Below are 13,786 nucleotides of genomic sequence, written 5' to 3' on the forward strand. Positions count from 1 at the left end.
TTTTGAAACAACCGAAAGAAGAAGCATGGAAATTACACGATTGCACGTAGGCAAACGCCTCTCCGAAGTAGCGATACACAACAACACCATCTACCTGGCCGGCCAGATCGCGGAAGACACCACGCAAGGCATCGTCGGCCAGACGCGCGAAGTGCTCGGTCACGTCGACCGTTTGCTGGCGGAAGCGGGCAGCGACAAGACTTGCATCCTGTCGTGCCAGATCTACATCGCCGACATGAAAGACTTCGATGGCATGAATGAAGTATGGGATGACTGGGTAGCGTCCAGCCACACCCCGCCGCGTGCCACCGTGGAGGCGAAGCTGGCCAATCCGGCATGCCTGGTTGAAATCGTCATCATCGCTGCAGAGCGCTAGGTTATTCAGTTATTTAGTTTTTCAGTTTATAAGGCATTACATGGTTTCCATCTCGGCCCCGAATAGCGTCACCTCGGAACAACTGGTAGAGGGCTTGAGTGCGCCGGACAGCGCGCGCGTGCTGGACGCGTTCGCGTATGCCACCGAAGCGTATGGCGACAAGCAGACCTTTGCCGGCCGTTCTGCGCTGGAATTTGCCATCGGCGTGGCCACCACCCTGGCGTTCCTGCGCAGCGATGCGGAAACGCGCATCGCAGGCCTGATGTTCGAGCTGACCCTGCTGGAGCCCGATACGGCGGCCGATATCGAGCCGCGCTTCGGCAAGCAGGTGTGCGACCTGGCAACAGGCGTGCGCCAGCTGATCCGTTTGCGCGCGCTGACCCAGGCGCAGCACGGCGGCGCTGGCGGTCGCGGCAAGAATGCGGCGCAGCAAGCCGTGGCCCAGGTGGAAACCTTGCGCAAGATGCTGCTGGCGATGGCGTCCGACATGCGTGTCGTGCTGGTGCGCCTGGCCGCTTGCGTGACGACCTTGCGCTATTTTGCCGAACTCAAGCTGTTCAACGAAATGACGCGCGAGTACGGCAAGGAAACGCTGGATTTGTACGCGCCGCTGGCCAACCGCCTCGGCATCTGGCAGCTGAAGTGGGAACTGGAAGATTTATCGTTCCGCTTCATCGAGCCGGAAGCGTATAAACGCATCGCCAAGATGCTGGAAGAAAAGCGCATGATGCGCGAGGGTTTTGTTTCCTCGGCGATTTTGCGCCTGCAGACGGAACTGGCTTCGGCCGGTATCCAGGCGGAAGTATTTGGCCGCCCGAAACACATTTACAGCATCTGGAACAAGATGCGCGGCAAGGAACTCGATTTCACGGCCCTGTACGACGTGCGCGCCTTCCGCGTCATCGTTTCCGACGTGAAAACCTGCTACACGGTGCTGGGCGTGGTGCACAATATCTGGACCCCCATCCCGAAAGAATTCGACGACTACATTTCGCGGCCGAAACCCAACGGGTATCAGTCGCTGCACACGGTGGTGACGGCCGAAGATGGCCGCCCGCTGGAAGTGCAAATCCGCACCAATGAAATGCACAGCTTTGCCGAATACGGCGTGGCCGCGCACTGGCGCTACAAGGAAGAGGGCGGCTCGAACTTTGCCGGCCAAAAATACGACGAAAAGATCGCCTGGCTGCGCCAGTTGCTGGCGTGGAAGACGGAAGTGGCCGACGCCGTCGTGGGCCAGGAAGAAATCCAGCGCGAATGGGTGGAAAAGCTCAAATCGGCCACCTTGGACGACCGCATCTTCGTCATGACGCCGCAAGCGCGGGTGCTGGAATTGCCCGTGGGTGCCACGCCCGTCGATTTTGCCTATCACTTGCACACGGACGTGGGCCACCGCTGCCGCGGCGCCAAGGTCGACGGCATCATGGTGCCCCTGAATACGCAATTAAAGAATGGCCAGACCTGCGAAATCATTACGGCCAAGGGTGCGCCGGGCACGGCCGGTCCATCGCGCGACTGGCTGGGCGCCGGCTACGCCGTCAGCACGCGCACGCGCTCGAAGATCCGCGCCTGGTTCCACGCCATCGACATGCAGGAAACCCTGGCCCACGGCCGCGCGCTGGTGGAAAAATCCCTGCAGCGCGAAGGCAAGACGGCCGTCAACCTCGAAGCGCTGGCGCAAAAACTGGGCTTTGCGAAAGTCGACGAGCTGTTCCTGTCGGTGGGCAAGGATGAATTCAGCCTGCGCCACGTGGAGCAGGCGCTGCACGACAATGGCGAAGTGGTGGTGCCGGAAGACGCAGTACTCGTGGGAAAAAGCCGCGCCTCCAGCGTGGAGCAGGGCGCCAAATCGGGCGTGCTGGTGGTGGGCACGGAAGGCCTCATGACGGTGCTGGCCAAGTGCTGCAAGCCGGCGCCGCCGGACAGCATCGTCGGCTTCGTTACGCGCGGCAAGGGCGTGTCGATTCACCGCGCCACTTGCAAGAATTTCGAGGAAATGCGCGCCAAGTCACCCGAGCGCGTGATTTTTACAGAGTGGGGCAGCACGGGCGGGCACGACACCGTGTATCCGGTCGACATTTTCATTCTGGCCGGCGACCGCCAGGGCTTGCTGCGCGACATCTCCGAAATCTTTTCGCGCGAAAAGATTAACGTCATCGGCGTCAACACCCAAAGCGCCAAGGGCCAGGCCCGCATGACCTTTACGGCCGAGATCAGCTCGACGGCGCAGTTGCTGAAGGCGCTGAATGTGATCAAGGATGTGAGCGGGGTTCTGGAGGCACGCCGAAGTTAGCGTATCTTGGGGTCAGACCCCCAAGCCCGCTAACGCAGAGCTCTGCGCTAACGTGGCCGGGGGTCTGACCCCTGTCCTTGCTAGTGGGTTTTGTCACCCTGATGCAACCCCGCCATCGCCGCCGTCTCCGGCTGCAAAGTAATATGGTCGATGCCATGCTTACTCAGTAACATCTTCTTGATCGCCCGCAAGACCTTCGGCCAATGGTCGAGATGCTCGATTTCCACGTGGCCGATCAGGGCCGGCTGGCCTGGCGACATGTCCCACACATGCAGATCGTGCACGGAAATCACGCCGTCCACTTGCTCCACATCCGTGCCCACGGCGATGTAGTCGATGTGCATGGGTACGCCTTCCATCAGGAAGTGATACGACTCGCGCAGCACGCCGAAGGTCGACTTCAAAATCAGCAGCGACACCAGCACGGACAGCAGCGGGTCGATCTGCATCCAGCCCGTGAAGTAAATCACGGCGCCGGCGATGATGGCGGCGACCGAGCCGAGCAAATCGCCCATCACGTGCACGAGGGCGGCGCGCGTGTTCACGCTTTGCTTGTCTTTCGACAAGACCCACGCCACCACCACGTTGATCGCCAGGCCGATGAAGGCGACGATGAAGACCATGCCGCCCTTGACGGGTTGCGGCGCGGAAAAACGCAACACGGCTTCATAGCAGATCCAGCCCACCACGCACAGCATGGCCAGGCCGTTGACGAAGGCGGCCAGCGCCTCGGCGCGGCCGAAGCCGAACGAGTGGCGCGGCGAGGGCGGGCGGCGCGCGATGATTTGCGCCAGCAGGGCCAGGCCCAGAGCGGCCGCGTCCGTGACCATGTGGCCCGCGTCGGAAATCAGGGCCAGCGAATTGGACATGAAACCGGCGATGACCTCGATGCCGGCAAACGACAAGGTCAGCCCCAGCGCCCACGCGAGGATGCTCTGGCTGCGCCCCTCGAACGAGTGGGTGTGCTGGGCGTCGCCCTTCAGGTGGGCGTGCAAATGGGTGGCGTCGTGTTCGGTGTGCGTCGGCTGCATGGCATGCTTTGTGGAATGAGGTTGCCGTCAGTGTAATTGAAAAGCAACAACATAGTCGGCACGTAAAAAAAACCTGCAGGCCGCGAGGCACTGCAGGTTTTACCTGGAGCAAATAACTTTACTGCGCAGCAGTCTCGCCAAACTTGCCTTCACGGAAATCCTGTACTGCCTGGAATACTTCCGCCTGGGTATTCATGACGAACGGGCCATACTGCGCGATCGGCTCGTTCAAGGGCTGGCCGGCGACGAGGATCACGCGGCCGCCTTCGGGCGCTTCGATGCGCACGCCGTCGCTGCCCGGCGTGTTGGCGAAGATGGCCATGCGCAGGGCGGGCACGGCCTTGCCGTCCACCTGCACTGTGCCACGGAACGTGTAAATGAAAGCGTTATGGCCTGGCGGCAAGGGCTGCTCGAAGCTGCTGCCGGCCGGCAAGTCGATATCGAGGTACAACGGTTCCGTCAGTTCGCGCTGCACGGCGCCCGTCACGCCATGGCTCTCGCCGGCGATCACTTGCACGGCTACGCCAGCATCGGTCGTGTAGCGGGGGATGTCGCTGCTGGTAAAATCGCGGTACCACGGCGTGCGCATCTTGTCGCGTGCAGGCAGGTTCAGCCACAACTGGAAACCTTCCATCACGCCTTCTTCCTGCTCCGGCATTTCCGAATGGATCACGCCGCTGCCGGCCGTCATCCATTGCACGCCGCCCGAGGTCAGCAAGCCTTCGTGGCCCGCGCTGTCCTTGTGGCGCATGCGCCCCGTGATCATGTACGACACGGTTTCAAAACCACGGTGCGGATGCTCGGGGAAGCCGGCGATATAGTCGTTCGGCTTGTCGCTGGCGAAATTGTCGAGCATCAAGAACGGGTCGAGACGGCGCTGCAGCTGCTGCGTCAGCACGCGGTTGATCTTCACGCCGGCGCCATCCATGACGGCTTGGCCGGCGATCACGCGCTCGACGCCGCGTGGCTTGTTGACGGTGGTGATATCGCTCATTGCTTTCTCCTCTAGGCCAGGACGGCGCCAGTGCGCCGCCCCTTTCACTGCTGGGAATTACACCAGGATCGCGTTGATCTCGGCGTCCGCTTGCGCTTGCGCCTTGGCCACGGCTTCCGGACCCATGCCCATGCCTTCCGAATACACGTATTGCACGTCGGTCAGGCCCAGGAAACCGAACATGGTGTTCAGGTAAGGCACCTGGCTATCGTTGGCGCTGTCGCGGTGCAAGCCGCCGCGGGACAGGCCCACGTAGACTTTCTTGCCGGTCAAGAGGCCAACGGGGCCGTTTTCCGTGTACTTGAAGGTGACGTTGGCGCGGGCAATCGCGTCGAACCAGCTTTTCAGTTGCACGGTGATGCCGAAGTTATACATCGGCGCGCCGATGACGATCACGTCCGCTGCTTGCACTTGCGCAATCAGCGCGTCGTCCATGGCGATGCGGGCCGCTTGTTCCGGCGTGCGCTTGTCGGCCGGGGTGAACAGCGCTTGCAGGGTCGGCTCGTCGAGCACGGGGTGCGGTGCGGCAGCGAGGTCGCGGCGCGTCAGATTTGCTTCAGGGTTGGCCGCTTGCACGCGGGCGACGATGGCGTCAGCCAAACGGGTCGAGGCGGAACCGGTGCTGCGGGCGCTGGAATTGATTTGCAGGATGTTCATCTTGTTTTCTCCGTTGTGAGGTGTCTTGCGATGGATGAACTATAGCAATTCCAAAATTGATGCGGAAGCCGTTAAAATGGATAACATTAATCCATTCATGGAACAATAAAAAGTATGGATATCGATCCCGGAGATTTGCTGCTGTTCGCGCGCGTTGTCGAGTGCGGCAGTTTCAGTCGCGCCGCCCAGCGCGTGGACTTGCCCAAGTCGACCCTGTCGCGGCGCATCTCGCTGCTGGAAGCGAAACTGGGCGAACGGCTGCTGCTGCGCACCACGCGCAAGCTGGCGCTGACGGAGTTTGGCGCCAGCCTGCTCGAGCACGCGCGCAAGGTGGTCGAGGAAACGGAGGCGGCCGGCGCGCTGGCGCAGCACCGCCAGGCCGGTCCCAGCGGCTTGCTGCGCATTTCCATGCCGGCCGACTTCGGCGACGCGCTGATGCGCCAGGTGCTGGCCGAGTTTGTGCGCCGCTATCCGGCCATTTCGCTGGAACTGGACTTGTCGGCGCGCAGGGTGGATTTATTGGAAGAAAATTTCGACCTGGCCATCCGCATGGGCAACTTGCCCGACGATGCCAGCCTGGCCGCGCGCCGCGTGGCTTTCAGTACCCTGGCGTTGTACGCCTCGCCGCAGTACACGAGCGTGCACGGCTTGCCCGAACATCCCGACGATCTGTACGGCCATGATTTATTGAGCTTGCCACGCGCTGTACATGGCCTCGTGCACTGGACTTTGATTCGAGGCAAGACGACGTGGGAGCGCGATCTGCCCGTGCGCCTGCTGGCCAATTCGCCGGAATTGCTGGTGCGCATGGCCTGCACGGGCGTGGGCATCGCGGCCAGCACGGACCGCTTTGCCAAGACCTATGTGGAGACGGGGGAACTGGTGCGCGTGTTGCCGGAATGGAGTTTTCCGTTGGTAACGGGCTGGGCCGTGTTTCCCGGCCGGCGCTTGATGCCAGCCAAGACGCGCGCATTCCTGGACTTGATGGAAGAGATGTACAAGACGGACGCGCCCGTGTAGCGCGCGTCCGGATGCCTTACTTGGGCAAGTTGCCCATGACTTCGCCCAGCTGCACGGGGCCGGCCGGTTGCCAGCTGGCATTGAACGTCACGGTGTCTTTCGGGAACAGCATGACGACGGTGGAGCCGAGCAGGAAGCGGCCCAGTTCTTCACCCTGTTTCAGCACCACATTGTCGTTCGCATAGCTCCAGTCGCGGATCTCACCCGTGCGGGGCGGGTTGACGACGCCGTGCCAGACGGTGGCCATGCTGCCGACGATGGTGGCGCCGACCAGGGTCATGACGAAGGGGCCGTTGGCCGTGTCGAACACGCAGACGACGCGCTCGTTACGGGCGAACAGGCCGGGAATGCCGCGCGCCGTCGTCGGGTTGACGGAGAACAATTCACCGGGCACATAAATCATGCGCGTCAAGCGGCCGTCGCACGGCATGTGGATGCGGTGGTAGTCGCGCGGGCTCAGGTACAGGTTGGCGAAGCTGCCGTGTTCGAACTGGGCCGCCAGTGCCGCATCGCCGCCGACCAGGGCCGTGGTGCTGAAGTTGTGGCCCTTGGCCTGGAAAATCTGGTCCTTGTCGATCGTGCCGAACTGGCTGATGCGGCCATCGACGGGGCAGATGTAGTCGGCCTTGGCCAACGGGCGGGCATCGGGGCGCAGCGCGCGCGTGAAAAAGTCGTTGAAGCTCGTGTAGTGCGTGATGTCCGGATCCAGCGCCTCATCCATGTTGACGTTGTAGCGGCCGACGAACCAGCGGATCAAACGCGTGGTCATGGCGCCGCCTTTGGCGCCAGCGATTCGGCCGGCAAAGTTGGTCAACGCTCCTTTTGGAAGCAGATATTGAGGCAAAACGGCAAGACGGTCAGACACGATGGGAAGCCTTTGACGGGGTGATGGGAACAATGCTGAAAACGCATTATAGCGGCGATGTGGCGCGCCATGATATGCGCCGTACGCAAGGGCGCGTATCGCAGCCTGCCGCCGAATTTAATTTGCTATAAGAAATATTTTCAGGAAACTGTGCCAGTCGGAAAAAATTGCAGCACAATACGGCGGCCTGTTTTTTAGCTTTTAGCCATTTTTATTCAGCCAACTTTTTTAGCCAGGTCATGATGCCACGCCGTTGCCTCCGTCTTACCGTCCTTTGTTCCGCTGTTTTACTTGCCTGGAATGCCCAGGCCCAGCAATCCGAAACGCCCGCCGCCTCTGAGGCCGCCGCTGCGCCGCTGAAGGCTGAAAAGCCAGCCGCGCCCGCCATGCAAACCGTCGAAGTCAAGGGCAGCGGCTATGACCCGCGCCGTGACGATACGGCCAGCAAGATGGTCGTGGGCAGCGAGGAAATCCTCAAGTATGGCGACACGAATGTCACCGACGTGCTCAAGCGCTTGCCCGGCATCACCGTGTCCGGCGCGGCCGGGCGCTCGGGCGGCGAAATCCGCATGCGCGGGCTGGGCAGCGGCTACACGCAGATATTGCTCAACGGCGAACGGGCGCCGGCCGGTTTCTCGCTCGACACCCTGTCGCCGGACGTGATCGAACGCATCGAGATTTTGCACGCGGCCAGCGCCGAATACAGCACGCAATCGATCGCCGGCACCATCAACGTGGTGCTGAAAAAAGCCGTCAAAACAGCACAGCGCGAGCTCAAGCTGGGCGTACAGGGCAGTGACGTGAGCTTTTCGCCCAGCGTCAATCTGCAACTGTCCGACCGCGACGGCAACTTCTCGTATTCGATGGCCGCCTCCTTGTTCCGCTACGATTACCACTACGACAATCCGGCTCTGGAACTGGGCTACGCGCCCGATGGACGGCAAAATCTGGTGCGCCGAACGAATGGCACCGGCGATGGTCGCCCGGAAGGCATCAACCTGTCGCCGCGCCTGAACTGGGTGCTGGCCAATGGCGATAACGTGACGGCGCAATTCTTTTTCAATGGCGGTCGCTCGGACCACCGCAATTTCAGCCGCGCGCAAACAGAGCAGGGCATGCGCCCCGACTACGACACCAGCACGGGCAGTTCCAGCAACCACAATGCCTTCGGCCGCAGCGACCTGACGTGGATGCACAAGCTGGCCGGCGGCGCCCGGCTGGAATTGAAAGTTGGCGCCTCGGCCGCCCGCAACACGTCCGACAGCCTGCAGCAGGGCTTTATCGATGGCAGCGGCCTGGCGCTCGACCGCCGGGTGGGCGTGAAGGCGACGGAAAACGGCGTCAGTTCCACCGGCAAGTATTCCACGCCTTTGCTGCCCGGCCACGCCCTGTCGATGGGCTGGGACGGCGCTTACACCGAGCGCGAGGAAACGCGCCGCCAGCGCGAAGCGGCCCTGGCTGCCTTGGGCGCGCGCCCGCCCGTCAACAGCGACGAAGGGTTCGACGCCACCATCAAGCGCCTGGCCCTGTTCGTGCAGGACGACTGGGAAATCACGCCGCGCTGGTCGATGTATGCGGGCGTGCGCTGGGAAGGCATCGACACGCGCAGCGCGGGCAATACCTATGATGAAGTGAACCAGCGCACCAGCGTGTGGAGCCCGCTGTTGCAAACCCTGTGGAAGTTGCCAGATACCAAGGGAGACCAGGTGCGCCTGGCCCTGACGCGCACCTACAAGGCGCAGCCCACGGCAAGCCTGATTCCGCGCCGCAATACCTCGACCAACAATAGCCAGACGGACCCCGACCGCGAAGGTAATCCTTATCTGAAACCGGAGCTGGCGCTGGGCATCGACGCCTCGTACGAACATTACTGGGCCGAAGGCGCTTTGCTCAGCGCGCGCGCCTCGGCCCGCCGCATCGACGGCTATACGCGCCAAGGCTTGCTGTTCATCAATGACCGCTGGGTATCGACGCCCGTCAACGACGGCCGCGCCAATACGCAGACACTGGAACTGGAAGCGAAGTTCCCGCTGCGCGCCGTATTGTCCGCGCCCGTGCCAGCCATCGACTTGCGCGCCAGCGTCAGCCGCAACTGGTCGCAGGTGGAGCAGGTGCCGGGGCCAAACAACCGGCTCGACCAGCAAACGCCCGTCAGCGGCAATTTCGGTCTCGACTACAAGACGCCTGATGGCGTGCTGACCACGGGTGGCAGCTTCAATTTCCGCAATGGCGGCCCCGTGCGCATCACCGAGCGCCAGAGCGCCTATACGTCGCCGCGGCGCGACGTCGATATTTATGCGCTGTGGAAATTCGATGCGAAGAACCAGCTGCGCCTGGCCGTGTCGAATCTGCTGGCGCAAGACTTCGAAAGCACCACAGCGTATGCGGACGCCAGCGGCACGATAGTGCGCAACAGCATTTCACCGAGTTCGCCGCAGGCGCGCGCGACCCTGGAAATGAAGTTTTGACGCGTTTGTTTTAACGGTGAAACCCCGGCCGGCATCCCCGCTGGCCTATAATCTCGGCAATTGCGCGCACGGCCCGTCCGTGCGCGCCACCTTTTACTTTGCCAAGATTGCTTCCCCATGACGTTTTCCTCCCTCGGCCTGATCGATCCCCTGGTCCGCAAACTCGATGAGCTCGGCTACGCCAAGCCCACGCCCGTGCAGGCGCAAGCGATTCCTGCCGTGCTGGCCGGCCGTGACCTGATGGCCGCCGCCCAGACGGGCACGGGCAAGACTGCCGGTTTCGCCGTGCCGCTGCTGCAGCGCCTGACATTGGAAGGCGTGGTGGCGCCCCAGTGCGTGCGCGTGCTGGTGCTCGTGCCCACGCGCGAACTGGCCGAGCAAGTGTATGCCAGCTTCCGCAGCTATGGCGGCAACTTGCCGTTGCGCAGCTTTGTCGCGTATGGCGGCGTGCCCATCGAGCCGCAGATCAGCAAGCTGCGCAAGGGCCTCGACGTGCTGGTGGCCACGCCAGGCCGCTTGCTGGACTTGCAGACGCAGGGCGCCGTCAAGTTCGAGCAAGTGCAGACGCTGGTGCTGGACGAGGCGGACCGCATGCTGGACCTGGGCTTCGAGCGCGAGCTTGATATCTTGCTGATGACGATGCCCAAGCAGCGCCAGACCTTGCTGTTCTCGGCCACCTTCTCGGACGCCATCCGCGCCATGGCGAAAACCATGCTGAAAGACCCCGTCTCGGTCGAGGTGAGCGCGCGCAACAGCACGGTCAAGGCCGTGAAGCAATCGGTGATCGTGTGCGACAAGAAACGCAAGCCGGAACTGTTTCTGCACCTGCTGAAGAAAAAGCGCTGGGGCCAGGTCCTGGTCTTCGTCAAGACGCGCAAGGGCGTCGAGCTGCTGGTGAATACCTTGCTGGAGCAGGGCGTGCGCGCCGATTCGATTCACGGCGACAAGACGCAGCCGAACCGTCTGCGCGCGCTGGCCCGTTTCAAATCTGCCGAGGTGCAAGTGCTGGTGGCTACCGACGTGGCCGCCCGCGGCCTCGACATCGATCAATTGCCCGTCGTCGTCAATTTCGACTTGCCCACCGTGGCGGAAGATTATATCCACCGTATCGGCCGCACGGGCCGCGCGGGCGCTTCGGGCGAAGCTATATCGCTCGTTTGTGCCGACGAGGTGGAATTGCTGTCGGCCGTGGAAGCGTTGACGCGGCAAACCCTGAAACGCAACGAGGAGCCCGGTTACGAGGCCGAGCACCGCGTGCCGGGCACGTCCGCAGGCGGCACGATCCAGAAAAAGGCCGTGAAAGTGCTGGCGCCGAAGGCGGCGGAGCGGGCCAAGAAGCGCCGCTTTTATAAATAAGAGTAGGGCACAAGGCGCGCTGCACGGATATCGCATTCGTGCCATCATGCGCCATGACCTCGATACCTTTGTTCCCGCTCAATACGGTGCTGTATCCCGATGGCTATCTGCCCCTGCAGATCTTCGAGGTACGCTATCTGGACATGATACGTCAGTGCATCATGGGCGAGCAGCCGTTCGGCGTGGTGCAATTGCTGGACGGCGCGGAGGTGCGCAAGCCGGGCCAGCACGAGACGCTGGCGCCAGTGGGCACCCTGGCGCGCATCGTCGACTGGGCCGCACCCCTGTCGGGCTTGCTGCAAATTAAATGCATGGGCCTGCAGCGCTTTCACATCGTCTCCAGCGAGCAGCTCAAGCACGGCTTGTGGATGGCGCAGGTCGAAACCCTGGCGCCCGATAAAACCATTCCCATCCCGCAAGAGCAGCAAAACGTCGCCGACGCGCTCGGCGCGCTGATCCGCACCTTGCAGGAGCAAAAGATCCCGCCCGAGCAAATGCCGCTGCAGCCGCCGTACCGGCTCGACGAGTGCGGCTGGGTGGCGAACCGCTGGTGCGAGCTGCTATCCCTGAGCGCCATGCAAAAGCAACTGCTGCTGAGTCAGGACAATCCCGTGCTGCGACTGGAACTGGTGCAAGACATGCTCACTGAAAATGGCCTGCTCGAAGAGTAAATCAGCTGAAGCCGCATGTTTTCTCACGCTTGCGTTGTGCAATTGCAATCTCTATTGAGAAATACTTTACGCTTTGCCGCTGCTGGCATAAGATAGTGCCCCTGGGCAAGATTGCCTTGGGCAACATTCAAGAGCAGACGACATGGCTAAAGTAAGCGCGGAACAGATCAATGCGGCAATGGAAGCGATGGCGGGTGAAGGCCATGCCATCACGGTGCGCGCCTTGCGTGAACGGCTGGGCAACGGCGCCTGTCTGGGCACGATCAGCAAGCTCTTGCTACGCCGCAAGGCCGGTGCGCAACGCCAGATCGCTGCCGCCGCCGAACTGTCGCCCGTGCTGCAGCAAGCCATCCTCGATTATGTAGGACAGGAATTAAGCGCCAGCCACAGCGCGCATGAAGCCGAGATGAACGACAATCAACAGGAATTGATGGACCTGGCCAGCGAGAACGAGCGCCAGCAAGAGTTGCTGGACTTGCAGGCGGGCGAACTGGAAACCTTGCGCGAGGAACTTGAACGCGAGCGGCAAGTGGCGAACCAGGCCCGCACGGACCTGGCCAAGGCGCAGCTGCGCCTGGAAGGCTTGCCACGCCTGGAAGAAGCGGCCGAGCAGGCGCGCATGGACCTGGCCAAGGCGCAATTCAAGCTCGAAGGCATACCACGTCTGGAAGAGGCTGCCGAAGCGGCGCGCGCGGAACTGATCCAGGCCCAGCTGAAGCTGGAAAGCTTGACGCGCGTGGAAACGGAATTGGCGGCCGCGCGCCTGGAACTGGAAGCGGAACGCGAAGAGCTGGGTGAAACGCGCGCCGAACTCGATGAAGAGCGCACCTTGCGCATCAAGGCGCAGCAGTTCATCGTCGACCCCATCTTCAAGACGCCTGTCTGAGGACACCCTGACCAAACCTGCTGCGCGACGGTTTCGTCAGGTGTCGTGACGTCTCTGTTCTAAGCTAACGCTGCGTACAGTGTTAGCCGGCGCACTGAATCTTGTTATTAGGTGCGGCAAACTAGTTCAGTGATCCAGGCGCGAAAGGGCTGGCATGGAAACGCTGATCGTCATGGGGGCCTCGGTGGGCGGCGTGAGCGCACTGTCCACCATCTTTGCCGCCTTGCCGGCGAATTTTCCCGCGGCAATCCTGGCCGTCATGCACGTAGGCGCGCGCAACAGCGTGCTGCCCGATATCCTTGGCAAAACTTCCGCCTTGCCCGTGCGCTTTGCCGAAGCGCGCGAACCCGTGCGCGCGGGGCGCATCTTGCTGGCGCCGCCGGACCGGCACATGCTCGTTGCCAACCTGGCCGGCCAGGCAACGGTCGAGCTGACCCGGGGACCGAAGGAAAACCATACGCGTCCCGCCATCGACCCCCTGTTTCGCAGCGCAGCCGCCGCCTTTGGAGCGAAGGTGGTGGGCGTGATACTCAGCGGCTACCTCGATGATGGCACGGCAGGCTTGCAGGCCATCAAGGCTTGCGGCGGCAAGGCGCTGGTGCAGGAGCCGCAGGACGCGGTGGCGCCGTCGATGCCGCAAAGCGCGCTCGACTATGCCGAAGTGGACTGGCGTCTGCCGTGCGCCGAGATCGGCCCGGCCCTGCTGGCGCTGGCCAACGGCACGCTGGCGCCGGCCAGCGCCGCGCCGTCCTTGCCGCCCGTACCCCAATGGATTGCCGTGGAAAACCGTTTTGCCCGGGGAGTGGGGAATATGGAGCAACTGGAAAAAATTGCCACGCCATCGACGTTCACCTGTCCTGAATGCCAGGGCACCCTGTGGGAACTGCATGGCCAGCAGCCGCAGCGTTTTCGCTGCCATACGGGCCACAGTTTCACGGCGAAGATGCTCGGTGAGTTGCAGCATGACAAGGCGGAAGACGCCATCTGGGCCGCCGTCAGGGCGCTGCAGGAAAAAGAAAAACTGTATCTGAACCTGGCCGCCAAGGCCCAGGTCTGGCAGCATCCGGGCACGGCCAGCGAGTATGCGGCCAAGGCGCGCCAGGCAGGCGAGCAGGCCGATGTGCTGAAACGGGCCTTGCTGGATTAAAATAGCGCACTGTCGTGCCATG

Annotated in this window: 12 protein-coding genes; 8 read left to right on the plus strand and 4 right to left on the minus strand. The window is 62.4% G+C overall.

Annotated features, from left to right (window positions below):
• Positions 1–25 precede the first annotated feature (25 nt).
• Positions 26–376, plus strand: coding sequence for a RidA family protein (locus CLU91_RS01490; RefSeq protein ID WP_100872675.1), 351 nt, complete (start codon positions 26–28; stop codon positions 374–376).
• A 40-nt stretch (positions 377–416) separates the two neighbouring features.
• Positions 417–2,669 carry a RelA/SpoT family protein gene (locus CLU91_RS01495; protein ID WP_100872676.1) on the plus strand — a complete coding sequence of 751 codons (2,253 nt, stop codon included), beginning with the start codon at positions 417–419 and terminating at the stop codon, positions 2,667–2,669.
• An 80-nt stretch (positions 2,670–2,749) separates the two neighbouring features.
• Here the strand turns inward: CLU91_RS01495 and CLU91_RS01500 are convergent, their stop codons facing one another.
• From CLU91_RS01500 to CLU91_RS01510, 3 genes are all read right to left on the minus strand, one after another.
• Positions 2,750–3,700 carry a cation diffusion facilitator family transporter gene (locus CLU91_RS01500; RefSeq protein WP_100872677.1) on the minus strand — a complete coding sequence of 317 codons (951 nt, stop codon included), beginning with the start codon at positions 3,698–3,700 and terminating at the stop codon, positions 2,750–2,752.
• A gap of 118 nt (positions 3,701–3,818) precedes the next feature.
• Positions 3,819–4,694 carry a pirin family protein gene (locus tag CLU91_RS01505; RefSeq protein ID WP_100872678.1) on the minus strand — a complete coding sequence of 292 codons (876 nt, stop codon included), beginning with the start codon at positions 4,692–4,694 and terminating at the stop codon, positions 3,819–3,821.
• 57 nt (positions 4,695–4,751) lie between these two features.
• Complete coding sequence (locus CLU91_RS01510) at positions 4,752–5,351, minus strand: FMN-dependent NADH-azoreductase (RefSeq protein ID WP_100872679.1); 600 nt, start codon at positions 5,349–5,351, stop codon at positions 4,752–4,754.
• Between the two features lie 114 nt (positions 5,352–5,465).
• Here CLU91_RS01510 and CLU91_RS01515 point away from each other — a divergent pair, with 114 nt between their 5' ends.
• Complete coding sequence (locus CLU91_RS01515; RefSeq protein ID WP_100872680.1) at positions 5,466–6,371, plus strand: LysR family transcriptional regulator; 906 nt, start codon at positions 5,466–5,468, stop codon at positions 6,369–6,371.
• Between the two features lie 16 nt (positions 6,372–6,387).
• Here the strand turns inward: CLU91_RS01515 and asd are convergent, their stop codons facing one another.
• A complete protein-coding gene (gene asd / locus CLU91_RS01520; protein WP_100872681.1) occupies positions 6,388–7,236 on the minus strand; it encodes an archaetidylserine decarboxylase in 849 nt (282 codons plus the stop codon).
• Positions 7,237–7,622: 386 nt separating this feature from the next.
• Here asd and CLU91_RS01525 point away from each other — a divergent pair, with 386 nt between their 5' ends.
• The 5 genes from CLU91_RS01525 (at position 7,623) to CLU91_RS01545 (ending at position 13,764) form a co-directional block, all read left to right on the plus strand.
• Entirely contained in the window at positions 7,623–9,704 is a 2,082-nt protein-coding gene (locus tag CLU91_RS01525) for a TonB-dependent receptor plug domain-containing protein (RefSeq protein WP_232730582.1), read from the plus strand.
• 117 nt (positions 9,705–9,821) lie between these two features.
• Positions 9,822–11,060 (plus strand): DEAD/DEAH box helicase, encoded by a 1,239-nt coding sequence (locus CLU91_RS01530; RefSeq protein WP_100872683.1) that lies wholly within the window; start codon positions 9,822–9,824, stop codon positions 11,058–11,060.
• Between the two features lie 53 nt (positions 11,061–11,113).
• Positions 11,114–11,731 (plus strand): LON peptidase substrate-binding domain-containing protein, encoded by a 618-nt coding sequence (locus tag CLU91_RS01535; protein WP_100872684.1) that lies wholly within the window; start codon positions 11,114–11,116, stop codon positions 11,729–11,731.
• 142 nt (positions 11,732–11,873) lie between these two features.
• Positions 11,874–12,617, plus strand: coding sequence for a DNA-binding protein (locus tag CLU91_RS01540; protein ID WP_100872685.1), 744 nt, complete (start codon positions 11,874–11,876; stop codon positions 12,615–12,617).
• A gap of 154 nt (positions 12,618–12,771) precedes the next feature.
• Positions 12,772–13,764, plus strand: a complete 993-nt coding sequence (locus CLU91_RS01545; RefSeq protein WP_100872686.1) for a chemotaxis protein CheB — start codon at positions 12,772–12,774, stop codon at positions 13,762–13,764.
• Positions 13,765–13,786: the final 22 nt, after the last annotated feature.

This window comes from Janthinobacterium sp. 64, from assembly GCF_002813325.1.
Classification (GTDB): Bacteria; Pseudomonadota; Gammaproteobacteria; order Burkholderiales; family Burkholderiaceae_D; genus Janthinobacterium.